At 70.7% G+C, this 20966-nt stretch carries 23 protein-coding genes and 4 pseudogenes; 14 read left to right on the plus strand and 13 right to left on the minus strand.

Translation table 11 applies throughout. From position 1 onward, the window contains the following. Positions 1 to 316: 316 nt before the first annotated feature. A pseudogene (locus BJF83_RS07385) lies at positions 317 to 1242 on the plus strand (ABC transporter ATP-binding protein). Continuing rightward, the gene (locus tag BJF83_RS07390) at positions 1239 to 2060 is read left to right on the plus strand and encodes an ABC transporter permease (RefSeq protein WP_075925702.1); all 822 of its coding nucleotides are present in this window, start codon (positions 1239 to 1241) and stop codon (positions 2058 to 2060) included. The pseudogene BJF83_RS07385 and the gene BJF83_RS07390 overlap by 4 nt, the downstream one beginning before the upstream one ends. Before the next feature lie 231 nt (positions 2061 to 2291). On the opposite strand, the gene BJF83_RS30405 is transcribed toward BJF83_RS07390, so the two are convergent. The 3 genes from BJF83_RS30405 to glpX all read right to left on the minus strand — a co-directional run bounded on the left by BJF83_RS30405 (position 2292) and on the right by glpX (position 5056). Then, complete coding sequence (locus tag BJF83_RS30405; RefSeq protein ID WP_316042224.1) at positions 2292 to 2753, minus strand: hypothetical protein; 462 nt, start codon at positions 2751 to 2753, stop codon at positions 2292 to 2294. Further along, on the minus strand, positions 2740 to 3627 hold the full coding sequence (locus tag BJF83_RS30410) for a hypothetical protein (protein ID WP_316042225.1): 888 nt from the start codon (positions 3625 to 3627) through the stop codon (positions 2740 to 2742). The genes BJF83_RS30405 and BJF83_RS30410 overlap by 14 nt, the downstream gene beginning before the upstream one ends. 406 nt (positions 3628 to 4033) lie before the next feature. Continuing rightward, complete coding sequence (gene glpX, locus BJF83_RS07400; RefSeq protein WP_075925703.1) at positions 4034 to 5056, minus strand: class II fructose-bisphosphatase; 1023 nt, start codon at positions 5054 to 5056, stop codon at positions 4034 to 4036. 165 nt (positions 5057 to 5221) lie between these two features. Here glpX and BJF83_RS07405 point away from each other — a divergent pair. Together BJF83_RS07405 and BJF83_RS28635 are read left to right on the plus strand one after the other, a co-directional pair. Continuing rightward, positions 5222 to 5826, plus strand: a pseudogene (locus BJF83_RS07405) (TetR/AcrR family transcriptional regulator). A 63-nt stretch (positions 5827 to 5889) separates the two neighbouring features. Continuing rightward, positions 5890 to 6441: pseudogene (locus BJF83_RS28635) on the plus strand (DUF4245 domain-containing protein); the annotation flags it as partial. Between the two features lie 211 nt (positions 6442 to 6652). Here the strand turns inward: BJF83_RS28635 and BJF83_RS07415 are convergent. Then, a complete protein-coding gene (locus BJF83_RS07415) occupies positions 6653 to 7624 on the minus strand; it encodes a 4-hydroxy-3-methylbut-2-enyl diphosphate reductase (protein WP_075925722.1) in 972 nt (323 codons plus the stop codon). Between the two features lie 306 nt (positions 7625 to 7930). On the opposite strand from BJF83_RS07415, the gene BJF83_RS07420 reads away from it, so the two are divergent. Next, positions 7931 to 8506, plus strand: coding sequence for a hypothetical protein (locus tag BJF83_RS07420; RefSeq protein WP_075925704.1), 576 nt, complete (start codon positions 7931 to 7933; stop codon positions 8504 to 8506). A gap of 57 nt (positions 8507 to 8563) precedes the next feature. Here BJF83_RS07420 and BJF83_RS07425 read toward each other — a convergent pair whose 3' ends face one another. Beyond that, positions 8564 to 8836, minus strand: coding sequence for a hypothetical protein (locus tag BJF83_RS07425; RefSeq protein ID WP_075925705.1), 273 nt, complete (start codon positions 8834 to 8836; stop codon positions 8564 to 8566). 118 nt (positions 8837 to 8954) lie between these two features. Between BJF83_RS07425 and xseA the strand changes: the two genes are divergently transcribed. Both xseA and BJF83_RS07435 read left to right on the plus strand, forming a co-directional pair. After that, the gene (gene xseA, locus BJF83_RS07430; protein WP_262391379.1) at positions 8955 to 10232 is read left to right on the plus strand and encodes an exodeoxyribonuclease VII large subunit; all 1278 of its coding nucleotides are present in this window, start codon (positions 8955 to 8957) and stop codon (positions 10230 to 10232) included. Between the two features lie 2 nt (positions 10233 to 10234). Beyond that, on the plus strand, positions 10235 to 10498 hold the full coding sequence (locus BJF83_RS07435) for an exodeoxyribonuclease VII small subunit (RefSeq protein WP_075925706.1): 264 nt from the start codon (positions 10235 to 10237) through the stop codon (positions 10496 to 10498). A 38-nt stretch (positions 10499 to 10536) separates the two neighbouring features. On the opposite strand, the gene BJF83_RS07440 is transcribed toward BJF83_RS07435, so the two are convergent. The 4 genes and pseudogenes from BJF83_RS07440 to BJF83_RS07455 all read right to left on the minus strand — a co-directional run bounded on the left by BJF83_RS07440 (position 10537) and on the right by BJF83_RS07455 (position 13833). Then, positions 10537 to 11073, minus strand: a complete 537-nt coding sequence (locus BJF83_RS07440) for a DUF6542 domain-containing protein (RefSeq protein ID WP_075925707.1) — start codon at positions 11071 to 11073, stop codon at positions 10537 to 10539. A gap of 289 nt (positions 11074 to 11362) precedes the next feature. Continuing rightward, positions 11363 to 12590, minus strand: a pseudogene (locus BJF83_RS07445) (DNA recombination protein RmuC). A gap of 13 nt (positions 12591 to 12603) precedes the next feature. Continuing rightward, positions 12604 to 12783, minus strand: a complete 180-nt coding sequence (locus BJF83_RS07450) for a hypothetical protein (protein WP_075925708.1) — start codon at positions 12781 to 12783, stop codon at positions 12604 to 12606. Between the two features lie 75 nt (positions 12784 to 12858). Next, the gene (locus tag BJF83_RS07455) at positions 12859 to 13833 is read right to left on the minus strand and encodes an FkbM family methyltransferase (RefSeq protein WP_075925709.1); all 975 of its coding nucleotides are present in this window, start codon (positions 13831 to 13833) and stop codon (positions 12859 to 12861) included. A gap of 245 nt (positions 13834 to 14078) precedes the next feature. Here BJF83_RS07455 and ychF point away from each other — a divergent pair, with 245 nt between their 5' ends. After that, positions 14079 to 15167: a redox-regulated ATPase YchF gene (gene ychF, locus BJF83_RS07460; RefSeq protein ID WP_075925710.1), complete on the plus strand. Its 1089-nt coding sequence runs from the start codon at positions 14079 to 14081 to the stop codon at positions 15165 to 15167. 46 nt (positions 15168 to 15213) lie between these two features. On the opposite strand, the gene BJF83_RS07465 is transcribed toward ychF, so the two are convergent. After that, a complete protein-coding gene (locus tag BJF83_RS07465; RefSeq protein WP_262391380.1) occupies positions 15214 to 16422 on the minus strand; it encodes a site-specific integrase in 1209 nt (402 codons plus the stop codon). Further along, positions 16409 to 16696, minus strand: a complete 288-nt coding sequence (locus BJF83_RS07470; RefSeq protein WP_143831819.1) for a hypothetical protein — start codon at positions 16694 to 16696, stop codon at positions 16409 to 16411. The genes BJF83_RS07465 and BJF83_RS07470 overlap by 14 nt, the downstream gene beginning before the upstream one ends. A gap of 305 nt (positions 16697 to 17001) precedes the next feature. Between BJF83_RS07470 and BJF83_RS07475 the strand changes: the two genes are divergently transcribed. From BJF83_RS07475 to BJF83_RS07480, 3 genes are all read left to right on the plus strand, one after another. After that, positions 17002 to 17193: an AlpA family transcriptional regulator gene (locus BJF83_RS07475; protein WP_075925712.1), complete on the plus strand. Its 192-nt coding sequence runs from the start codon at positions 17002 to 17004 to the stop codon at positions 17191 to 17193. A 246-nt stretch (positions 17194 to 17439) separates the two neighbouring features. Further along, positions 17440 to 17571, plus strand: coding sequence for a hypothetical protein (locus tag BJF83_RS28640; protein WP_262391381.1), 132 nt, complete (start codon positions 17440 to 17442; stop codon positions 17569 to 17571). Next, positions 17568 to 18626, plus strand: coding sequence for an AAA family ATPase (locus BJF83_RS07480; RefSeq protein WP_075925713.1), 1059 nt, complete (start codon positions 17568 to 17570; stop codon positions 18624 to 18626). The genes BJF83_RS28640 and BJF83_RS07480 overlap by 4 nt, the downstream gene beginning before the upstream one ends. A 121-nt stretch (positions 18627 to 18747) precedes the next feature. On the opposite strand, the gene BJF83_RS07485 is transcribed toward BJF83_RS07480, so the two are convergent. Next, the gene (locus tag BJF83_RS07485; protein WP_075925714.1) at positions 18748 to 18957 is read right to left on the minus strand and encodes a hypothetical protein; all 210 of its coding nucleotides are present in this window, start codon (positions 18955 to 18957) and stop codon (positions 18748 to 18750) included. Positions 18958 to 18973: 16 nt separating this feature from the next. Continuing rightward, positions 18974 to 19177 (minus strand): hypothetical protein, encoded by a 204-nt coding sequence (locus tag BJF83_RS07490; RefSeq protein ID WP_075925715.1) that lies wholly within the window; start codon positions 19175 to 19177, stop codon positions 18974 to 18976. A 758-nt stretch (positions 19178 to 19935) separates the two neighbouring features. Here BJF83_RS07490 and BJF83_RS28645 point away from each other — a divergent pair. From BJF83_RS28645 to BJF83_RS07505, 3 genes are read left to right on the plus strand one after another with little or no spacing between them, the layout of a single operon-like run. Further along, positions 19936 to 20100 (plus strand): hypothetical protein, encoded by a 165-nt coding sequence (locus BJF83_RS28645; RefSeq protein WP_262391382.1) that lies wholly within the window; start codon positions 19936 to 19938, stop codon positions 20098 to 20100. After that, the gene (locus BJF83_RS07500; protein ID WP_262391383.1) at positions 20097 to 20279 is read left to right on the plus strand and encodes a hypothetical protein; all 183 of its coding nucleotides are present in this window, start codon (positions 20097 to 20099) and stop codon (positions 20277 to 20279) included. The genes BJF83_RS28645 and BJF83_RS07500 overlap by 4 nt, the downstream gene beginning before the upstream one ends. Further along, positions 20276 to 20575: a hypothetical protein gene (locus BJF83_RS07505; RefSeq protein WP_075925717.1), complete on the plus strand. Its 300-nt coding sequence runs from the start codon at positions 20276 to 20278 to the stop codon at positions 20573 to 20575. The genes BJF83_RS07500 and BJF83_RS07505 overlap by 4 nt, the downstream gene beginning before the upstream one ends. Positions 20576 to 20966 lie beyond the last annotated feature (391 nt).

Genomic DNA, 20966 nt, shown 5'->3' on the forward strand with positions numbered 1-20966 from the left:
CGGTGGGGCGGGGCCGCGTCAGGTCGCCGAAGGGGACCGGTGGCGCGGGTCGCCCGCACATGGGTGAGGCGCGCTCGGCGCGGTCAGGGGCATACTCACCGATCCTTGTCGTGCGCGGGCTCGGCCCGCGGGAGTCGTCAGCAGGCATCGATCATAGGTCGGCCGGTGAGCGGGGGCAACGGATTTTCCGCGCGGTCGAAGCGGGCCAGCGTTGTCCACAGGCGGTGAAAAGCGCTGGATATCCGTGCAGTCCGATGCCTACGGTTGGCTCATGAGCACATCACTCCCCGGCCGTCGGGCACCCGGAAGCGCCGCCATGAGCGGCCGGGACGCTCCAGCCGTGTCCGCACTGCTCCTGCGCGGCGTCGTCAAACGCTTCGGATCCCTCACCGCCGTCGACGGACTCGACCTGGAGGTGCCCCAAGGCGTCGTACTCGGGCTCCTGGGGCCCAACGGGGCGGGGAAGTCGACCACCATGCGGATGCTCACCGCGCAGAGCCTGGCCGACGGGGGCCAGATCCGTGTCCTCGGCCACGAGATACCTGCCGAGTCCAAGTGGGCCCGCGCCCGCATGGGCGTCGTCCCCCAGCACGACAACCTCGACGAGGAACTCACCGTCGAGCAGAACCTCCTGATGTTCACCTACCTGTACCGGGTCCCGCGCCGCCGCAGGGCCGAGGCCGTCGCCCGCGCCATGCGGCTGGCCCAGCTCGACGGCCGGGGCGGCGCCCGCGTGGACAGCCTGTCCGGAGGGATGCGCCGCCGCCTGCTCATCGTCCGCGCACTGCTGCACCGCCCGGAACTGGTCCTCATGGACGAGCCCACCGTCGGACTCGACCCCCAGGTGCGCCAGGACCTGTGGAGCCTCATCTCCGCGCTGCGGGACGAGGGGGTCACCGTTCTGATGTCCACGCACTACATCGAGGAGGCCGAACGCCTCTCCGACGAGGTCGCGCTCATGGCACGGGGCAGGATCGTCGAGCGAGGAAGCCCCACCGACCTCGTCGCCAAGTACGCGGGCGCACCGTGGAGGAGTACGTGCCCGGCACGGAGGGCGTGGGCGGGCTCGAACGCCTCCTCCACGAGCAGGGGTTCACCACCCGCCGCACCGGAACGACCCTGTCCGTGCTGCGCGCCGAGGAGCTGTCGGACTCGCTGCGCGGGCAGCTCGGCGAACCCCTGCGCCGGGCGAGCAACCTGGAGGACGTGTTCGTCGCCCTGACCGGAGAGAGTTTCGAATGACGTTGGAACAGACCCGTGAGGACGCGCGCCCGGAGGCGCACGCGCGGCCCGGACGGTTCGAGATGGACGCGGTCCTGGGCGTCGTCGCCCGTGAGTGGATCCTCTACCGGGAGTCCTGGCGGTCGACCACGTTCGCCGCCGTCGTGGAACCCACGCTGTACCTGCTCGCCTTCGGCTTCGGCATGGGCGCCCTCGTCGGGACGCTCGCCGGATACAGCTACATCGACTTCCTCGGAACCGGCATCGTGGCGGTGTCCATCATGTTCCAGTCGATGATGCCCGCCGTCATCAACACCTTCATCAAGCGCCGGTTCCAGCACACCTACGAAGGGATCCTCGCGGCCCCCGTGGACGTGCGAGAGGTGGTCACCGGAGAGGCGTTGTGGCTCGCCCTGCGCTCTGCGGCCTACGGCTGCGTGCCGCTGCTGGTCGCGGTCGGGTTCGGACTGAGACCGGGCCCCTGGGTGGTGTTCGTGCCGGTCATCTCGTTCGTCGTCGGCTTCGCCTTCTCGCTGTTCGGGATCTGGATCTCGGCGGTGATCAGGTCGGTTCGGTCCATGGACTATGTGTTCAGTGGACTGTTCACGCCGCTGTTCCTCATGGCCGGCACGTTCTTCCCGCTCACCGAGCTGCCGGGGTGGGTGCAGGCGGGGGCCATGGCCAACCCGCTCTACCACGCGGTGGAGCTGATCCGGGGTGCGGTGTTCGGCGGCCTCGAAGCGCGGGCCGTTCTCGGACACGTCGCCGTGGTGCTGGTGTTCATCGTGGTCATCTGGTTCCTGGCGGTCAGACAGATGCGCCGCCGAGTCGTCAGCTGAGGGACCGCGGGCTCCGCGCTCCGGGCACACCGGCCGAGCGGTCGGCGGACCACGTGTGCGAGGACCCGGGCGTGCGACGACTCCCGGACCGTGAACCCGCTTCGGAGACGGGAACGGCGCGGGAGGGGCGCCTCCCGCGCCGTGCGGAGTCGCTCGTCCGTCCGAAGGTCTACCCGGCGCTGGGCGACCAGCGCAGCTCGACGCTGCCCCGGCGCCCCTCGTCGGTGACGCTCACGCCGAGCCCGACCGCCCCCCACTGGCCGGGGTCGGCGACGTCCCCCTCCGGCAGCACCTGGCGCAGGTCGAAGAACCCGGCGATGACGGCGTCGTCCATGTCCCGCATGGTCTGCTGGAACACCGGGTCGTCCGCCAGCGCCCCGTGTCGCTGGCGCCCTGTGAGACCACGACGGCGTCGCCCTCGCTGCCCACGTTCGGCGGAGGCGAGTACGTGCCCTCGAACGTTCCCGCCATGAGGTCGCTGAGCGCCTGCTCGTCGCCGCCGACCGCACGGTACTGGAACGCGACCTCCTCGGCGACGCTGCCGCGGTAGGAGGGAGCGAAGAAGTTGTCCGGGTCGATACTGGTGATCCCCAACGCCGTCGAGGTGCCCAGCAGACCGGAGAGGCTGTCGGGGAGCGGGAGTCCGAAAGCGTTGAACTGGCGTTCGATCTCCGTGCGCTCACCCCGGCCCATCGGTAGTTGGTCGTTCTCCCAGGCCTGGCCAGCGCGTCGCCGAGTCCGCTGCGCCCACGGCGACGACCGTGTTCTCGGGCAGGTCGCCCATCGCCTCCACGCTCGCCCCGGGCGCCTCGGCGAGCCAGGACAGGTCGGAGTCGCTCACCTCGAAGTCGAAGGCGTCCATCCGCGCCTGGAGGTAGTCGCCGTCCACGCGCACGGACGCGGTCACCCGGCCGCTGATCCGCCCGGCCTCGACGGGGCCGTACTCCTGGCTCGCGAATTCCTCCAACTCCACGAGAGCCGCGCCGTCCGCCCACATCGCGGCCAGGCTCCCGGAGGGGAGGTCGGCCATGTCCGCGGAGAACACGTCGTCGCGCTCCAGCGGGCCGAACTCCTCCATCTGCCCCTGGAGGTCGTCCAGCATCGCGTCGGAGTCGGAGAAGACGACGAAGCCGTCCACCACCTCGTAGGCCGGGACGTCGTCCTCCATGGCGGCGAAGGTCTCCTCGGCCAGCCGCTCGTCGGTCACCGCCAGTGCCACCGCGCCGGCCATGTCCCCGTCGACGCTCGACGAGTCCGTCGGCCAGACGGCGGCGCCCACACCCTGGCCGATCCACTCCTCGACCTCGCTCTGGCGGGCCTCCGGGAAGACCTCGGCGAAACCCTCCGCGAACGTCTCCGTCATGTCGCCGTCGGGCTCGCCCATCTCCTCGGTGATCTCGTCCGGGAGCCGTTCGACGAACCGGAGCAGCTCGATCGTCTGGGCACCGTCGATGGACAGGTCGAGCTTGGCGAAGGCCGCCGCGCTCGCGGGCAGGACGGACTCGGGCTTCGGACCGCCGAAGTCGACCAGCGCCACCGTGGCCCACACCGTGCTCGTCATCACCACGACCGCCACCCCGACGGCCGAGGGGATCAGCCAGCGGTTGCGCCCCCCGCCCGACGGCGGGACCGGCCCACCGGGGTACGGCCCGCCCGCGAACTGTCCGGGGGGAGGGCCGGTCGGCGGCGGACCCCCGGGCGCACCGCCGTCGGAATACGGCGGCTGCCCGGGCACGCCGCCCCTGGGCGGGGTGCCCGGGGCGGGCAGACCGGGCTGCGGCGGCTGCCAGTGTGGCTGCCGCGGGGGATCGGGGTAGGACATCGGGCCTCCGACGAGGGAACTCGGTGTGCGATCACACGGGGTACACGAAATCTGATGCGCGCGGGCTCCGTTGCGTTCCCGACGTGGTCGTGTTTCCTGGTGTGACGGGTGCGAAGCGTGGCCCGACCGGTCCCGTGCGGGCGGGAGACGGCTACGGAGCGGACGTGAGGTCCACGCCGCTGTAGGCCGACAGCTTGCTCAACCGGTGTTCGCTGAGCACCTGGCGGACCGTACCACTCCGACCGCGCATGACGAGCGAATCCGTGATGACCCGGGAGGACTCGTAGCGCACACCGCCGACCAGTTCGCCGTCGGTGATGCCCGTCGCCGCGAAGAACACGTCGTCGGAGGAGACGAGGTCGTCGGTGTACAGCACGCGGTCCAGGTCGTGGCCGGCGGCGATCGCCTTCTGGCGCTCCGGCTCGTCCTTGGGCCACAGGCGGCCCTGGATGACACCGCCCAGGCACTTCATCGCGCAGGCGGTGATGATGCCCTCCGGGGTGCCGCCGATGCCCAGCAACAGGTCCACACCGGTCCCGGCCCGGGCGGCCATGATCGCGCCCGCGACGTCGCCGTCCCGGATGAACTTGATGCGAGCGCCCGCGTCCCGAACGTCCTGGACGATCTGCTTGTGGCGGGGCCGGTCCAGGATGACCACCGTGACGTCCTGCGGCGACTTCCCCCTGGCCCGGGCGACCGCGCGGATGTTCTCACCGACCGGAGCGGCGATGTCGACGACCTCGGCGGCCTCCGGGCCGGTGGCGAGCTTCTCCATGTAGAACACCGCGGACGGGTCGAACATGGTGTGCCGCGGGCTCACCGCGATCACGGCGATCGCGTTGGGCATGCCCATGGCGGTGAGCGTGGTGCCGTCGATCGGGTCGACCGCCACGTCCCACTCCTGGCCGCCGCCGTCTCCGACGCGCTCGCCGTTGAAGAGCATCGGGGCGTCGTCCTTCTCGCCCTCGCCGATGACCACGGTGCCGTTCATCGAGACGGTGCTGATCATGTGCCTCATGCCGCGCACGGCGGCGCCGTCCGCGCCGATCTTGTCGCCCTTGCCGACCCACCGGGCCGCGGCCAGCGCGGCGGTCTCGGTGACGCGGACGAGTTCGAGCGCGAGGTTGCGGTCGGGGGCGGCGGGGGACACGGGCGAGCCGCTGGCCTGCGACATGGGGTGACACCTTCCGTCAGGGATCGGGGCGGGGCTTTGGCACCCAGGGTAGTCACCCGACGTGACCCTCGGCTGCTGTGGGTGCGCCTCACCAGATGACGGTGTCCGCGACCCGCCCGGTACCGTCTAGTCTGGCGGCACGTGGACTGGAGTGAGGGCATGACAGTGGACAAGACGGACAAGCCCGCGCGGTGTCCCCGCGTGGCGCGGCCACCCGTAGTGCTCTGCTCGGGGCGGCGGCCGAGGTCTTCAACACCGTGGGCTTCGCGAAGGCGGGCGTGAGCCAGGTCGTCGCCGTGGCGGGCGCCAGCGTCGGCAGCCTGTACCACCACTTCACGGGCAAGGCCGACCTGTACCTGGCCCTGTACGAGGAGTTCCAGCAGCGTCAGCAGGAGCGCACCCACCAGGCCGTGGTGGACGCCCGCGCCGCCGGTGAGAGCGACCCCGCACGGCTGATGAACATCGCGGCCCGCGCCTACCTGTTGGGATGCATCGAGGAGCGGGACACGGCGCGGCTGTTCTTCAGCGGAGACGGCCCTCCCGGGTTCGACTACCAGCTGCGCGCGCGGCTCACCCAGTGGACCGACCGCAACGTGGCGCTGTTCCGCAAGGCGGACGAGCCGGTGGACGAGGCGCTGCTGATCGTGGTGAGCGGCGCGATGCTGCTGGCCGTGGCCGAGGTCGTGCGCCGTGAGGACGGGGACGCGCGCGCTCTGGCCGACGACATCACGAGTCTGCTCACCAAGCTGGAGCCCGGACGCCGGGAGTGACGGCGGGGTCGAACCGCCCCCGGGTCGGAGAGGTCCGGGACCTGCGGCAAGCTGGGGTGCGTCATGAGTGAGAACAGCAGGTCCAACGCGACCTTCGTCAACTACGCCATCTCGCTGGGGATCGTCGTCGGCATCCTCCTGGTGATGGCGTTCGTGGTATCCACCCGCTCCGGTGAGCGCATCCCGACCGTGGACTACCGGCCCGACGTCGACGTCCTGCGCGAGGCGGCCGACTACCCGGTGACCGTTCCGTCCGAGGACCTTCCTGCCCAGGGGTGGACGCCCACCAGTTCGAACCTCGACACGACCGGTCCCGTCGAGTGGAGCGTGGGCTTCGCCACGGCGGCGGACAGCCACGCCAGGCTGGTCCAGAGCGACGCCGATCCGGACGGGTTCGTGGCCGAGCAGGTCCGCGACGCGCAGGAGGTCGGCACGGTCGCGGTGGGCGGACGCGAATGGGACCACTACGAGTCCGACGACTGGGGCGCGCTCGTCCTGTACGAGGAGGGCGTCACTTTGATCGTCGCGGGCAGCGCGGAGGTCGACGAGTTCGTCCACCTGGCCGAGGGGCTGGAGACCGGCACCAGCGGCCAGGAGACGGACGGAACCGGTGCGGCCGACGCGGAGGGCCAACCCACCGAGGGCGCGGTCGACGACGGTGGCGACGCGTACGAGGAGCCGGAGGAGCCTGAGCGGCGTGTTCCCGGCTGTCCGAGCCCTCGGAGGCGGGCTGCTGCTCCCTGCTCCGGTGAACGGCACGGTGGTCGCGACCCCCTGAGAGTCGGGGTGCCGCGACCACCACTGGAACCCGAGTTCGGGGCCCGGACTACTCGGCGCGCAGGTCGCGGCGCAGCTCCTTGGGAAGGGAGAAGGTCAGCGTCTCGTCGGCGGTGGTCACCGGGGTGACCGAGCCGTAGCCGCGCGCGGACAGCCTGTCGAGCAGCTCGCGGACCAGGATGTCCGGCACGGAGGCGCCGCTGGTGACGCCGACCGTGGTCACGCCCTCCAACCAGGCGTCGTCCATGAGCGAGGCGTTGTCGATGAGGTGGGCGGCGTCGGCGCCGGCGTCGAGGGCGACCTCGACCAGTCGGACCGAGTTCGACGAGTTGTCGGAGCCGACCACGATGACGAGCTCGCACTCGGGGGCCATGGCCTTGACCGCGTCCTGGCGGTTGGACGTGGCGTAGCAGATGTCGTCGCTGGGCGGGTCGAGCAGGTTGGGGAACCGGTCGCGGAGCGCGTTGACGGTCTGCGTGGTCTCGTCGACGGACAGCGTGGTCTGAGAAAGCCAGGAGACGTTGTCCGGGTTCCGGACCTGGACCTTGTCCACCTCGTCCGGGCTCTCCACGATCTGGATGTGCTCGGGGGCCTCACCGCTGGTGCCCTCGACCTCCTCGTGGCCGATGTGGCCGATGAGGATGATGTCCCGATCCTCGGACGCGAAACGCTTGGCCTCCTTGTGGACCTTGGTCACGAGCGGGCAGGTGGCGTCGATGGTCTTGAGCCTGCGCTGCTCGGCCTGCTCGTGGACGGCGGGGGACACACCGTGCGCGGAGAAGACGACGATGGCGCCCTCGGGCACCTCCTCGGTCTCCTCGACGAAGATCGCGCCGCGCTCCTCCAGAGTGCGCACCACGTGGGTGTTGTGCACGATCTGCTTGCGCACGTAGATCGGTGCGCCGTACTGCTCCAGGGCCTTCTCGACGGTGATGACCGCGCGGTCGACACCGGCGCAGTATCCGCGGGGGTTGGCGAGCAGGACACGGCGTTGGTTCGTCGCAGTCGTCGTCGCAGTCATGTCCTCCATCCTAGGTGTCCTGAGCGGTTGCCGGGGCGGATGTGGGGGAGGGCACTGACATGGACATATCCGGCGCCGGAACGGTCGGGGCCGCGGAGGGACGGGCGGAGCGGACGGCAGGGCGAATCGTCGCCGGTTCTCCCGCGACGTGGTGAAATCGTTCACTTATCCCCTGCTCATGGTGATCCTCCCTCATCTATCCTGGTTCACCATTCCGATCGGCGGTTCGCCCCCAACACGGCCTTGCCGGTTTACTGGACGCGCGCCGCTCGCCCACCCGCCGAGATCATCAGGAGCCCCCGTCCTATGTCGAATCCGACCGTCGCCACGAAGCTGCTGACCCTGATCAAGGGGATTTTCGGGCGCAAGGAGGCCATGCCCGCCACCGGCCCCGCGAAGGCGGCCGGGCCCGCCGCGCCCCGCAGCGCCGAGCCGCAGGAGACCCCGGCCGCCGCGACGCCCCCCGCGAGCGAGGCTTCCGAGTCCGTGGCCGTCTCAGGGGAGACCGCCACCGAGCCCGAGGCGGCCGGCGACGCTCCGGCCTCCGAGAAGACCTCGCCCGAGCCCGCGGTCCCCGCGACGGCCGACCTGCGGGACCAGACCGCGCAGATCGCCGAGGAGCTCGCGGTCGCCGAGGCCCGTACCGAGGTCGCCAGCGACGAGGTCCTGGAGCGGGTCCGCAAGGAGGCGGCCCCCAGCGCGGACGAGCTCGCCGTCCCCGCCTACGACGACCTCACGCTGCCCTCGATCCGTGCCCGCCTGCGCAAGCTCACCATCGTCCAGGTCCGTGACCTGCGCGCCTACGAGGTCGCGCACCAGGGTCGCCCCGAGTTCATCAAGATGTACGACAACCGCATCGCCAAGCTGGAGTCCGCCGAGTGACCGCTCCCGTCGCGGCGGGGCCGCCCCGTGGTTCCGACGGCCCCGCCGGGGACGCGCTCAGGCACCCGTGCTCGCGGGCAGCGCGGCGACGTGTGCGCGGTAGGCGGCCTGCCCCTCCCTGCTGAGGGAGGACCACGCGCGCTGTGGGCGATCCCGCGCGGCCCTGCTCCGGTCGAGGCAGCCGTTCTCCCTCGGGACGCCCACGTGCTCGCTGAGTGCCGACGCGCTCACCCCCCGGTCCCGGGCGGTCGCGTCGAGCATGACGCGGATCCGCGACCGCTGGGGCGCGTGGATCGTCGCGTCGAAGCCGTCGCCCGACTCGGCGCTCAACGGTTCCCGCTCTCCTGGTGGCGGGGGCTGGACTTTCCGTCTCGTCGATTGAGGGTCCGTCTTTGCCCCGCGCCGCGTCGTGCGGGGTTGTCGGCGGACTCCCGTAGGGTCGATCGGTATGGGGATGGAGAGTTCCGCCGAGGCGCCGCAGCCGGTACGCGTCGTGCTGAGCGCCGTCGGCAACTGGATCAACCGACTGGGCCGGATCTGGGTCGAGGGCCAGATCGCCGAGCTCAACCGGCGTGGCCGCATGGCCTATCTGACGTTGCGCGACCCCGTCGCCAACGTGTCCGTGCGCGTGGTGTGCCAGACCTCGGTCCTGGACGCGCAGAGCCCGCCGCCCGAGGCCGGGGCGCGCGTCGTCGTGCACGCCAAACCCGACTTCTACGAGGTGCGCGGCACCTTCTCGCTGCGTGCGCTGGAGATCCGCCACGTCGGCCTCGGTGAGCTGCTGGCCCGGCTTGAACAGCTGCGCCGCACCCTGACCGCCGAGGGCCTGTTCGCCGCCGAACGCAAGCGCCCCCTGCCGTTCCTGCCCAACACGGTCGGCCTCATCTGCGGCCGCGACTCGGCGGCGGAGAGGGACGTGCTGGAGAACGGCCGCCGCCGCTGGCCCGCGGTGCGCTTCGAGGTCCGTCCCGTCGCCGTGCAGGGGGACCGGGCCGTCCGCGAGGTCATGGAGGCGCTCAAGGACCTGGACTCGCACCCGGACGTCGACGTCATCGTCATCGCACGCGGCGGCGGATCCCTGGAGGACCTGCTGCCGTTCTCCGACGAGGCGCTGGTCCGGGCGGTGGCCGCCGCGGGGACACCGGTGGTGAGCGCGATCGGGCACGAGCAGGACGCCCCGCTACTCGACCACGTCGCCGACCTGCGCGCCTCCACGCCCACCGACGCGGCCAAGCGGACCGTCCCCGACGTGGGGGAGCAGTTGGAGATCGTCCGCCAGCTGCGCGACCGGGGCCGCCGGGTCATCCAGGGCGGTGTGGAGCGCGAACTCGCCTGGTTGCGGGGCGTCCGTTCGCGTCCGGCGCTGGCCAGCCCCGTCCGCGAGGTCGACCGCCTCACCGAACAGGTCCTGGAACTGCGCGACCGCGCCCGTCGGAGCCTGACCGTCTCCCTGGACCGGGCGCGGGAGAACCTCGTGCACACGCGTGCCCGCCTGCACGCCCTGTCTCCGGCCACCACTCTGGCGCGGGGCTACGCCATCGTGCAGCGCGCGGACGGGTCGGTGGTCCGGTCCGCGGCCGAGCCGAGTGTGGGGGAGTCCCTGCGCGTGCGCTTCGCCGGGGACAGCCTGACGGCGACCGTGGCCGCGATCCACACCGAGGTCCCCGAGCGAACCGAAGACACCGAGCGCACGGACGGCACCGAGCACACGACCGAGGGGGAGTAGGCATGGCGAAACGGGTCGATGACCAGGACAGGGCGAACACCGAGCCCGAGCTCAGCTACGAGGAGAGCCGGGAGGAGTTGAACGACGTCGTCCGCCGACTGGAGTCGGGCGGTCTCAGCCTCAAGGACTCCCTGGCGCTGTGGGAGCGCGGCGAGGAGTTGGCGCGCGTGTGCGAACAGTGGCTGGAGGGAGCTCGCGCCAGGTTGGCCGCCGCCATGGACGAACGCGAGGGAAGCGCTACCGAGAACGGTGACGCCCCCTTCTAGGCGTCTGCCCGCCTGCGCGCAGGCCTCGTCGGGCGGTGCTACCGCCGACCGTTGAAGTCGTCGCTCAGCTCGCGGATGTTGCCGGGCAGCCCGCGGAACACCCCGATCACCAGGACCAGCGCCGTGCCCAGGAACAGCCACGGGGCCACCTCCGCCAGGCGCGAGGCCAGTCCCAGCGTGAGCACGCGCGCGAAGCCCTCGTTGCCCAGCGCGATCAGGCTCTCGGCGGCGGTCACGGCGACGAAGTAGGCGATGGGCGGGCTGACCGACAGCGACAGCAGGTCACTCGGCCGGACCAGCGACGCGGTGACCAGACACGCGGTGGTGAAGGCCAGTCCCGGGGCCGCGGGAGCGGACGTCCAGTGCGCGATCATCGTCCCGGCGAAGCTGAGGACGCAGATCAGCAGCACCCCGCCCCGGCCGGTCAGGCGGGGCGGACGCCTCGTGGCCGCCGAGGGCGGTGGATCCGTACGGTTGGTTTTCGTGGCGCGAGGGACGTCCCGTCCGCGGCCGCGGGGCCGTACGAAGTGCGGTGCGTGTCCGGGCCTCGGACCATCCGCCTTCCGCGGGGGCATGACCGTGCGCCTCCCAAGTGTGTTACTCACAGTGTTCAGTGTGTCACTTCACGTGAGACTTCGGTGACTTTTCCTTGGATCGTGTCGCCATTTCGGCTGGTTGCCCCATCCGCGACGAACACGTCTTCCACCCGTTGGACACCGGGATGGGGCGTGATGGTTCCGCCTGGATCCGGTGCCACACCGCGTGAACGGTATCTTCTGGATCCATGTCGGACTGCCTCCGCTTCGTGTTCACCCCGCGCCGAATTCTGTCGCGGACGGTGACGCGCCCGATGGCGGACATTCCTTATTCAACCATTTCAGGTGCGGACAGTTCGGGCGCGGTCACGGTGCGTGGGAACTCCGCCACGCCCGGAGGCCGTTCCAGCTCGCCGTCCACCAACCCGAGTTCGTTGAACCGGCGGGCCGTCACCAGGACCCGACTCTCCAGGGAGCCCACTGTCTGGTTGTACGCGCTCACCGTCCTGCCCAGTGCCCGGCCCAGACCCTCCACGTGCCCGCCCAACGTGCTGAGGCGGCCGTGCAGCAGCTTGCCCAGCTCGAACACCTCCCGCGCGTTCTCGCTCAGCGCCTCCTGCTGCCACGCGTACTGCGCGGTGCGCAGCAGGGAGATCAGCGTCGTCGGGGTGGCGATGTGCACCCGTCGCGCCATCGCGTGCTCCAACAGGCCGGGGTCGTGTTCCAGAGCGGGGGCCAAAAAACGCCTCCCCGGGAACGAACAGCACGACGAACTCCGGAGCCGGGGCGAAGGCCGCCCAGTACGACTTCGCCGCCAGCTGGCCGACGTGCGTGCGCAGCTGCCTGGCGTGGGCGCGCATCCGCTCCTGCGAGAGCGCCTCGTCCTCGGCCTCGACCGCGTCCAGGTAGGCGGCCAGCGGGACCTTGGCGTCCACGACGACGTTCTTGCCGCCCGCGAGGCGCACCACCATGTCCGGTCGCAGGGCGCCGTCGCCCGTGCTCGCCTGTTCGTCGAAGTCGCAGTGCGCGGCCATTCCGGCCAGCTCCGCCACCCTGCGCAGTTGCAGTTCGCCCCACCGCCCGCGCGCCTCCGGTCGCCTCAGCGCGGTCACCAGCGCCCGCGTCTGGTCCCGCAGGCGCTCGGAGCCCTCCCGTACCAGCTCGACCTGCTTGGCGAGTTCGGCGTGGGCGGCGACCCTCCCGGCGTCCGCCTCGCGCAGCTGCGTCTCCACCCGGCTGAGCGTGGAGGCCAGCGGTTCGACCATGCGCTCCACCGCGCGGCGCCGCTCGTCGAGGTCGCCCCCGGCCTCGGCGCTGACCGCGCGCAGTCGGCCCTCGGCCAGTTCGAGGAAGCGCTGATTGGTCTGGTCCAGCGCTTGCGCCGAGAGCGCGCGGAACCGGTCGGCCAGCTGTTCCTCGACGTAGGCGGCGCGTTCCTCGGCCGCGCGGGCGTCCGCGCGGTCCTCGGCCGAACGGCCTCGGGCCAGAGCCCAACCGACCGCGAGCCCGATGACCAGACCGATGAGGAGTACGAGAACGGGAACGAGGGCGTCCATGTCGCCCATGGTGTCAGGAGCGGCCGGAATCCGGAGGCACGCCACGCGGGACATCGGTGAGGAGTACCACCAAGACCGGCATGTCCACCGATTCAGGGTCGTAGAGCCACTGGAGCTGGATGTCGATGGCGGCGGTGAAGCGGGGTCGCGGTCCGGTCAGCGCGGACCCACTGCTCCCGGTGGGCCCGCTCATCGCGACGGGGCCGCCCCTCCTGCGCGGTCCGACCCGCCCGCCGCCCCGGCCCGCCGTCCACCACCGCTCCCCTGCTCACGGCCTGCCGCGTGCCCCGGGCGAGCATGCCGCCAGGGCGCTCCGCCACGCGTTGACCGAGGTCCAGAGCGCGTCCGGGGCCGGAGAGGGGGTGAACATCCACATCCGCTCCCAGGCCGGTGACGCCCGCCCCGCGATCTCCGCGCGCGCACTGTAGGGCGGTGGACCGCTCACCGGGTACCACGTGTACTCCAGCGGGTCGAGCAGCGCCATCAGCCGCTCCTCCAGCCCCCGGTCCGGGCGCACCTTCACCAGCATCCAGGGCCGGTGGCGCCGAAGGACCTCCAGTCCGCCCGCCACCACGTCCGGTTCCGTGCCCGCCGTGTCCACCTTCAGCACCGACGGCCGGACCGACGCCTCCTCGTTCCACCGGCACAGGGTCACCACGGCCACCGGGATGTGCGCCAGGTCGGCGCGCGAGGTGTGGACGATCGTGTTGCACATGTCGTTGTGCTGGGCCCGGCGCAGGTGGGCGGTGCCGTTGTGGTTGCTCAGCGCCAGCTCCACGACCGTGAAGCCCAGGTCGGCGCTCCGGGACACCACGCGTGCGGCCGAGGCGATCTCCGGGGTGGGCTCGAAGGCGAAGACCGGGCGCTCCGTGCGCGCGCTGGCCAGGATCGAGTACACGCCCACCCCGGAGCCCACGTCGAGGACCGCGCCGGGCGGGGCGTGGTCGAGCATCGCCAGGAAGCAGGCGAGACTGTCGGGCTCGTGCCGGGTGAAGCCCGACGCGGCCAGGCGCCGGGGGACGGTGAGATCGCCGGGCAGACGCAGCGCGATGCTGTCCGGTCCGGTGGCGGGCGCCTCTCCGTCCAGCCGGGGCAGGGCGACGGTCAGGTCCCGGTTCCACGGCGGAACCCTGGCCGGGTCGAGCCCGCCCAACCGTCTGGGGAGGCGCACGCGGATCTGGCGCGTGGCGAAGCGCACCATGGGATAGCGGTGCACGAGCGCGCGTATCTGGTCGTTGACCACAGTTGTCTCCCCCTGTCTCCCCCGGGGTCGTGGGACGGGGATGGGGGAGCGGACCGCTCGGCGTCCCGCGACACCGGGGCGACGCCCCGCCACGGCGCCCCCGTGCGCACTCCGCCCCAGGACTCCGGCGACTGTCTCGAACCTACTGTGCGTGGCGGCCCCTGCGCAGTGCGTTTCGTCGATTGGCTCAGCTCCCGGACCGCGGCGGATCGGCCCACCCGCCGGTCCGCATAGACTCTGGGCTTGTGAGTCTGTCTATCGGGATCGTCGGCCTGCCCAACGTCGGCAAGTCCACCCTCTTCAACGCGCTGACCAAGAACGAAGCTCTGGCCGCGAACTACCCGTTCGCGACCATCGAGCCCAATGTCGGGGTCGTGGGCGTGCCCGATTCCCGGCTCGCCGCCCTGGCCGAGATCTTCGGTTCGGCCAAGGTCCTCCCGGCCACGGTGGACTTCGTCGACATCGCGGGCATCGTGCGCGGCGCCTCGACCGGTGAGGGCCTGGGCAACAAGTTCCTCGCCAACATCCGTGAGAGCGACGCCATCTGCCAGGTGATCCGGGTCTTCGACGACCCCGACGTCACCCACGTCGACGGAGACATCGAACCCTCGCGCGACATCGAGACCATCAACACCGAGCTGATCCTCGCCGACCTCCAGACCCTGGAGAAGGCGGTCCCGCGGCTGGAGAAGGACGCCAAGCGCAACGCCAAGGACAAGGACGCCCAGGAGCTGCTGCGGACGGCCCTGGCCGCCCGCGAGATCCTCGACGGCGGCACCTCCCTCTACGCGGCCGAGGACCTGGACACGCACCGGCTGCGTGAGCTCAGCCTGCTCACCGTCAAGCCGTTCATCTACGTGTTCAACCTCGACAGCGACGAGCTGACCGACGAGGCCCTGCGTGCGAAACTCCAGGAGCTCGTCGCCCCGGCCGAGGCGATCTTCCTCGACGCCAAGATCGAGGCGGAGCTGGCCGAGCTCGACGACGAGGAGGAGGCGCAGGAGCTCCTGGAGTCCATGGGCCAGGAGGAGTCGGGCCTGGCCCAGCTGGCCCGGGTCGGCTTCGACACCCTGGGCCTGCAGACCTACCTCACCGCCGGTCCGAAGGAGGCGCGTGCCTGGACCGTGCGCAAGGGCGCGACGGCCCCCGAGGCGGCCGGCGTCATCCACACCGACTTCCAGCGCGGCTTCATCAAGGCGGAGGTGGTCTCCTACGACGACCTGGTGGAGGCGGGCGACATGCAGGCCGCCCGCGCCGCCGGCCGGGTCCGCATGGAGGGCAAGGACTACGTGATGGCCGACGGCGACGTGGTGGAGTTCCGCTTCAACGTGTGAGGCAGCGGAACCCATAGCCGTTCACCTGCGAATACGTCCGAAGCGGCTAGCCCCGGCGCACATTGGGCGCACTTGCGGCGCTGGTGCCGCTCGCTGGCGCGAGAGTGTCAGCGAGCATCGCACCGGCCGCCGTGCGCGTCCGGTCCTCCGCACTCGGCCACAGGTGCGCGTAGGTGTTCAGCGTCACGGATGCACTGCTGTGTCCGAGCGCGCGTTGAACGGTCACCACGTCGCATCCCTGAGCGATGAGGCCGGAGGCGTAGAAGTGGCGGAGGTCGTGGAGCTTGAGAGCGCCGAGTCCGGCCGCCGCGCGCGTGGCGCGCCAGTAGTAGCCGACCGTGTTCTGATGCCAGGGGTTGCCGTTCTCCCCCGGGAACAGCCACCGGTCGGGAGCGTCACCGGGGCAGTGCTGTTCCACGTGCCGCGCGATGATCGTGAGCAGGGCGTCCGGCAGGTAGACCGTGCGCTCACTGCCGTACTTGGGAGGACGGATGTCCACCTTCCCGCCGTTGGCCCGCTGCACCTGCCGCCGCACCGTGAGCGTGCGGCGAAGGAAGTCAACGTCATCGACCCGCAGGGCAGCGGCCTCGCCGAGGCGCAACCCGGCGAAGGCGCACAGCGCCACGAACGCGCCGAAGACGTCGGCCGACTTGTCCAGTAGGGCGCGCACCTGATCGCTGGTGGGAAGCGTCATTGCGGCCTCGGCGCGACGCCTGCGGGGCAGGGTGACACCTTCGCTCGGGTCGTTGGCGATCACCCGATCCCGCACCGCTGACCGGAGGACGCCGCGCACGTTCGTGAACCGGGTCTTGATGGTTCCTGGCGCCAGACCCCGGGGCTTGCCTTCGCCACGGTCGGCCGTCTCCATGGCCTTGACCCACGCTTCCAGGTGGGACCGTCGCAACGCCCGGAGTTGGACCCCGCCGAAGGTGACCGACCGCGCGGCGAGCCTCATCGCCCGATCGGTACCCGGTGCCCACACCTGCCGCTTCGCCCAGTCCTCGAAGTACTTCGCGAAGGTGATCTTGCCTTCGGCGGGGTCGATGTACTGCCCGCGCTGCAAGTCGCCTTCAACACGCTTCAGGTGCGCCTCGGCGTCCGCCTTGGTCTTGAACGTGGGTGACTTCTGGTCGCCGTTCTCGTCTCGGTAACGGGCCGCCCACCGCTTCCCGCGCCCGTACTTCGCGCTGCGGACCTTCTTCTTGGAACCGTCCGACTGCTTCTCCATCCGGTGCCAGGTGTCAACGACCGGCATGCCGGTTCCTCTCGCCGTCGGACCGGCGGCCGATGGTCCACTCATCGCTCTTGCCGTCGCGGATGACGACTTCATCCGCAGGGCCTTCGACACCGAACAGGCGCCAGTTCTGGCCGGGGAGGGACTCCAGTCCTCGCACGAACCAGCGTGCGAGCTTGCGAGGGATGCGGACCTTTGGGGTCACCGGATAGGGGGCGTCATCGTCGTCCGGGGGAACCAGCAGGTGAACGGGTGAGGCGTTCAGGGCGTGCGCGAGGGTCAGCAGTTCATCCACGCTGACGGTCCTGCGACGGCGCCCGTCTGCGTCCCTGCGCCCGGTCTCGATGTTGCTGATGGTCGCCGTGGTCAGGTGAGGCATTCCCAGCTCACTGCACCGACCGGCCAGAGTGCTGGCCTTCATTCCTTGGCTTGTGCGGATGTGGCGGATTCGGGAGGCGACGATGTCGCTCACGGTCTCAGTTGTCATATCGGCGAGTGTAGGCGTCGCATCTACCATTGACAAGTCCCCATAGGCGGCGCAAGATCATGAACGTCTGTTCGACATGCATGTTTGTAGATTCGTTGATTCTGAGGTGAAGCGTGGCTGACAAGCACTTGAGTCCGCAGGAGCTGGCGGAGCGGGAAGGGGTTCCACTCGCGACCGTCTACCAGTGGAACCACCGGGGCGAGGGGCCACGGTTCATGAAGATTGGTCGGCACGTTCGTTACCGCATGAGGGACGTGATCGATTGGGAGAACAGCCGACTGGTTGGCCCCGACGATGCCCTGTGAAGAACGGGCTGAGAACGGCGCACCTCTTCGGTCGGATGCATGGAGAACCGTCGCCGAGGGATGGAAGTTGGCCGGGTGCTGTATGCCTCGCGCGAGGTCACTCGCCTGGCGTGCCCTCCCCGAGGGAGACCCCGTCCGTGCGGCGGTCGCCGCCGCTGACAGCCTCGGGGCGGACGCTGATACCCGGCGCCACGGTCCCGCCGTCGCCCGAGCCCTAGCCGAACTGAGAACCGAAGGCGAGGCCACATGACGGACATGGATCCCGCGCCGTTCTGCCACTGCGAGAACATGGAGGCCGCCCACGACGGCAACGCCTCGGGCACCCCTTCCAACCTCACGCGCGAGAGGGCGCGCCCGTTCCCCGACGACTTCGGTTGACCCCCGCCTCACAGATCAAGCCGAGGCCGGTCCGGTGGATGTGGCAGGACCGGGTACCGGCCGGAGCCCTCACCCTGCTCCCTGGTCGCGAGGGCATCGGAAAGTCGCTGGCTCTGGTGTGGCTCACCGCCCAACTCACGCGTGGGATGCTGCCCGGCATCCATCACGGGCACCCCCGCCCGGTCATCTACGCGGCTTCGGAGGACTCCTGGGCGCATACCGTGGTGCCCCGCCTCATGGCGGCCGGGGCCGACCTGCACATGGTGTACCGGGCCGACGTCCGTACCGAGCGGATCACCAACGACCAGCGGGTGAGCGGAGTGGAACCGCTCACCCTGCCCCGGGACAACACCGAACTGACCGAGGAAATCAAGGGCACGGGGGTGGCCATGCTCGCGCTCGACCCCCTCATGAGCGTCATCGGGTCCGCCATCGACACCCACCGCGACCGCGAGTTGCGAACCGCGCTCGACCCGCTTACCCAACTCGCCGACGACACCGGGGCCGCCGTGGTCGGACTCTCTCACTTCAACAAGGCGGCCAGTAGCGACCCGCTCAACCTCATCACCGGGTCACGGGCGTTCTCCGCTGTGGCTCGTGCGGTGGTGGCGGTCGCGCGTGACCCCGACGCCGACGACGGGTCGTGCGTGATGAGCCAAGCCAAGAACAACCTTGGTCGCCTGGACCTGCCGCACCTGCGCTACGTCGTTCGAGAGGCGACCGTCCGCACCGACGAAGGAGAGACCAGGGTCGGGCGACTGGTGTTCCTCGGCGAGTCGGCGCGCGGTGTTGATGACGTGCTCGGCGACACGGCCAGCGGTGAGGACCGCACCGAGCGGGATGAGGCGGCCGAGTGGCTACGCGCCTACCTCACCGACCCGGCGGTCGGGGGTGAGGCTCCGGCCACCGAGATCTACAAGGCAGCCGGACGGGACGGTATCGCCCAACGGACCCTTCAACGCGCCCGGAGCCGGGTCGGGGTGAGGACGACGCCGCCCGCTCCGGGGCGCCCGTCAGTGTGGTCCATCGACCCCACCAAGGGTGACACACAGTGATCAGAATCCGGACGTGCGCCAACTGATGCCACACTCGCCACACATGTACCCCTGGCGAGCGTGGCGAACGTGGTGCCGGTCATCACCCACAGCAACCGGGAAGACTTCGGTGACCGATAGGTCATAGCCGCCACGGCTGGCCGTCGGTCTCGGGCTCGGGCAGGTATCCGACCGTGGGGCGCTTCGGCCGTGGTCGGGCTCGCCGAGGCTGTGAGAGCTCGGCCGTGCGCCCGGACGCGTTGCGCAGGAACGCCCGCGCCGCCGACGGACCACGCGCCATGATCTCCTCGGCTTGCCTGAGTGCGAGCAGGCGCCGGACGGCGTCGGTCACCTCGCCCGGGGTTGGCCTACCACTCCTGACGGTCGTCCCCTTCACCGCTGCTCTCCTTCGTCAGCTCTCGCCGCCACGCCTGGTCAGCGGCGGCCTGGTTCGCCTTGTACTCCGCGATGCGGGCGTCGATGATCCGGTCCGCTTCCTCGCGCTCACGCGCCCGACGCTCCCGCTCCATCTCGACACGCCTGGCGTGCAGCGTCGTGAGGCGGGTCGCCACGCGCGGCGCGCCTCCTGCGACGGAGGTTCCCGGCGCGCCGGGGGCCGCTGTGCCAGCCAGTACCGGTCCACCAGGTCCGCCATGATCAGCACCGCGCCGCCGCTGTGGCGTCCGTGCCACACCGAGTACAGCAACTCCGCGCGCTCGACTGCGGCACCGAGGTCGCTGTCCTTCGGCTTGCTGTCGCGCGCCAATTCCTTGACCGCCTGGTCCAACTCCCGCTCGCGCGCCTTCGCGCACGAGGGTGAACAGTACACCGGACGCCGTCCGTGCTCGGGTGAGGCGAACCAGCCCCGACACACCACGCACCGGACCCGCCGCTGTCGCGCCACCCGCGCCGCGCGCTCGTGCTCCGGAGAACAGAACCCGGCGTCGCGTCCATCGTGTTTGGCCCACAGCGTCACCACCGACGCGCAGTCGCCGAGACCGCAGACCACCGAATCTTGATCAACTGATTTAACCATGTGATTAAATGTAGTCGAAGGGCTGTAGGGCATGCCAGCCCACAGCGTCCGACGTGGTACCGCACCGAGCTCGGAGCGGTCATGGTGGACGCCTCTCGGTGCGGCGGACAGGTGCCTCCTTCCCCGCCGCACCGGGACACCCGGGGACGGTCCGGGGGATGCGCCCCGGGGCGCCGCACACCCGTGGCCGGGGGGTGCCACCCCCACGGGCAGCGGCCACGGCTGACCCCGCAGCCCCCCTGACCGTGTTCCTCTCTCAGGGGCGAAACCGATGGGCGAATGTGGAGGTGCCCCGTGGGCACACCGGAGGGCCTGAACGAGGCTGGGACGGCGCTGTGGCGGTCGGTGACCGATGAGCTCGAATTGGCCGAGCATGAGCTGTGCCTGTTGGAACAGGCGGCGCGCACGTGCGGTGTGTGCGCGGATCTGGCCTCGGTGGTTGAGGCCGAGGGAACATGATCACCTCGCGTCTGGGGGAGACGCGAACGCATCCGGCGTTGGTGGAGCTGCGCAATCAGCGCATCCTGTTGGCCCGGTTGCTGGTAGCCCTGCGGGTGCCTTTGGGTGAGGAGGACGACGGCGCCGAGCGTCCGCAGGTTCGGGCGGTGCGCGGGGTGTACGGGCCGAGGGCGTCATGAGGCGCCGCCGCAGGGGTGAGGGCCTGGTGATGCCGCCGCACCTGGCCGTCTTCGATGCCCGGGACTGGGCGGGTGGGGATGGAGAGTCGGCCGACCTGACGAAGCCTCATCCGTCGGGGTCGGTGGAGTGGACACACGAGGCGTACCGCCAGTGGAAGGCGGCGCGCCGGGCGTGGTTGGACCGCCACGACCCCGACCGGAGGGTGTTCGACGTGGTGGAGGTCCTACAGGCGGAACGCCGTGTGCGGTTGAACCTGCCGCACCGGATGGAGCCGCGCCGGTTCCACACCGGATGACCTCCCGCGCGCGAAGCGGGCGACGCCGGGGGTACGGACTGGCGTGTACCCCTTCCGACGACCACACGCGCGCGGAGCGGGCTTTTCCCGAACAGCACGAACCCCGCCGTCCCCCGGAACGGCGGGGTCCTGTCACCGAGGACGGAACTCCCGGTGACGGTGTCCGCGCGTCGCCTCTGCCAGGCGTGGTTGTCGCGACGGGCGGGCGGTTGGCCCGCGCCGGGGGTGGGTCGACCACTTCCCCCACAGGGGATGTTGGAACCCGGGGCGCGGGGTCTAGCTGGCTCTGCGAGGGGCGCTATCCGTCGGTCGGGTGCGGTCAGCTTGGCCACGAACCGCACGAGTGAGGGCTCAAGGATCGTCGGCTCCACAGCGGCGTAGGGGTCCACGT

The sequence above is a fragment of the Nocardiopsis sp. CNR-923 genome, from assembly GCF_001942255.1.
Lineage (GTDB): Bacteria > Actinomycetota > Actinomycetes > Streptosporangiales > Streptosporangiaceae > Nocardiopsis.

What these genes read in the sequence shown, in the direction of transcription:
- BJF83_RS07390 (WP_075925702.1), top strand. Translation starts at nt 1,239, where the DNA reads ATGACGTTGGAACAGACCCGTGAGGACGCGCGCCCGGAGGCGCACGCG.
- BJF83_RS30405 (WP_316042224.1), bottom strand. Translation starts at nt 2,753, where the DNA reads ATGGGCCGGGGTGAGCGCACGGAGATCGAACGCCAGTTCAACGCTTTC.
- glpX (WP_075925703.1), bottom strand. Translation starts at nt 5,056, where the DNA reads ATGTCGCAGGCCAGCGGCTCGCCCGTGTCCCCCGCCGCCCCCGACCGC.
- BJF83_RS07415 (WP_075925722.1), bottom strand. Translation starts at nt 7,624, where the DNA reads ATGACTGCGACGACGACTGCGACGAACCAACGCCGTGTCCTGCTCGCC.
- BJF83_RS07420 (WP_075925704.1), top strand. Translation starts at nt 7,931, where the DNA reads ATGTCGAATCCGACCGTCGCCACGAAGCTGCTGACCCTGATCAAGGGG.
- xseA (WP_262391379.1), top strand. Translation starts at nt 8,955, where the DNA reads ATGGGGATGGAGAGTTCCGCCGAGGCGCCGCAGCCGGTACGCGTCGTG.
- BJF83_RS07435 (WP_075925706.1), top strand. Translation starts at nt 10,235, where the DNA reads ATGGCGAAACGGGTCGATGACCAGGACAGGGCGAACACCGAGCCCGAG.
- BJF83_RS07440 (WP_075925707.1), bottom strand. Translation starts at nt 11,073, where the DNA reads ATGCCCCCGCGGAAGGCGGATGGTCCGAGGCCCGGACACGCACCGCAC.
- BJF83_RS07450 (WP_075925708.1), bottom strand. Translation starts at nt 12,783, where the DNA reads ATGAGCGGGCCCACCGGGAGCAGTGGGTCCGCGCTGACCGGACCGCGA.
- BJF83_RS07465 (WP_262391380.1), bottom strand. Translation starts at nt 16,422, where the DNA reads ATGCCGGTCGTTGACACCTGGCACCGGATGGAGAAGCAGTCGGACGGT.
- BJF83_RS28640 (WP_262391381.1), top strand. Translation starts at nt 17,440, where the DNA reads ATGACGGACATGGATCCCGCGCCGTTCTGCCACTGCGAGAACATGGAG.
- BJF83_RS07500 (WP_262391383.1), top strand. Translation starts at nt 20,097, where the DNA reads ATGATCACCTCGCGTCTGGGGGAGACGCGAACGCATCCGGCGTTGGTG.
- BJF83_RS07505 (WP_075925717.1), top strand. Translation starts at nt 20,276, where the DNA reads ATGAGGCGCCGCCGCAGGGGTGAGGGCCTGGTGATGCCGCCGCACCTG.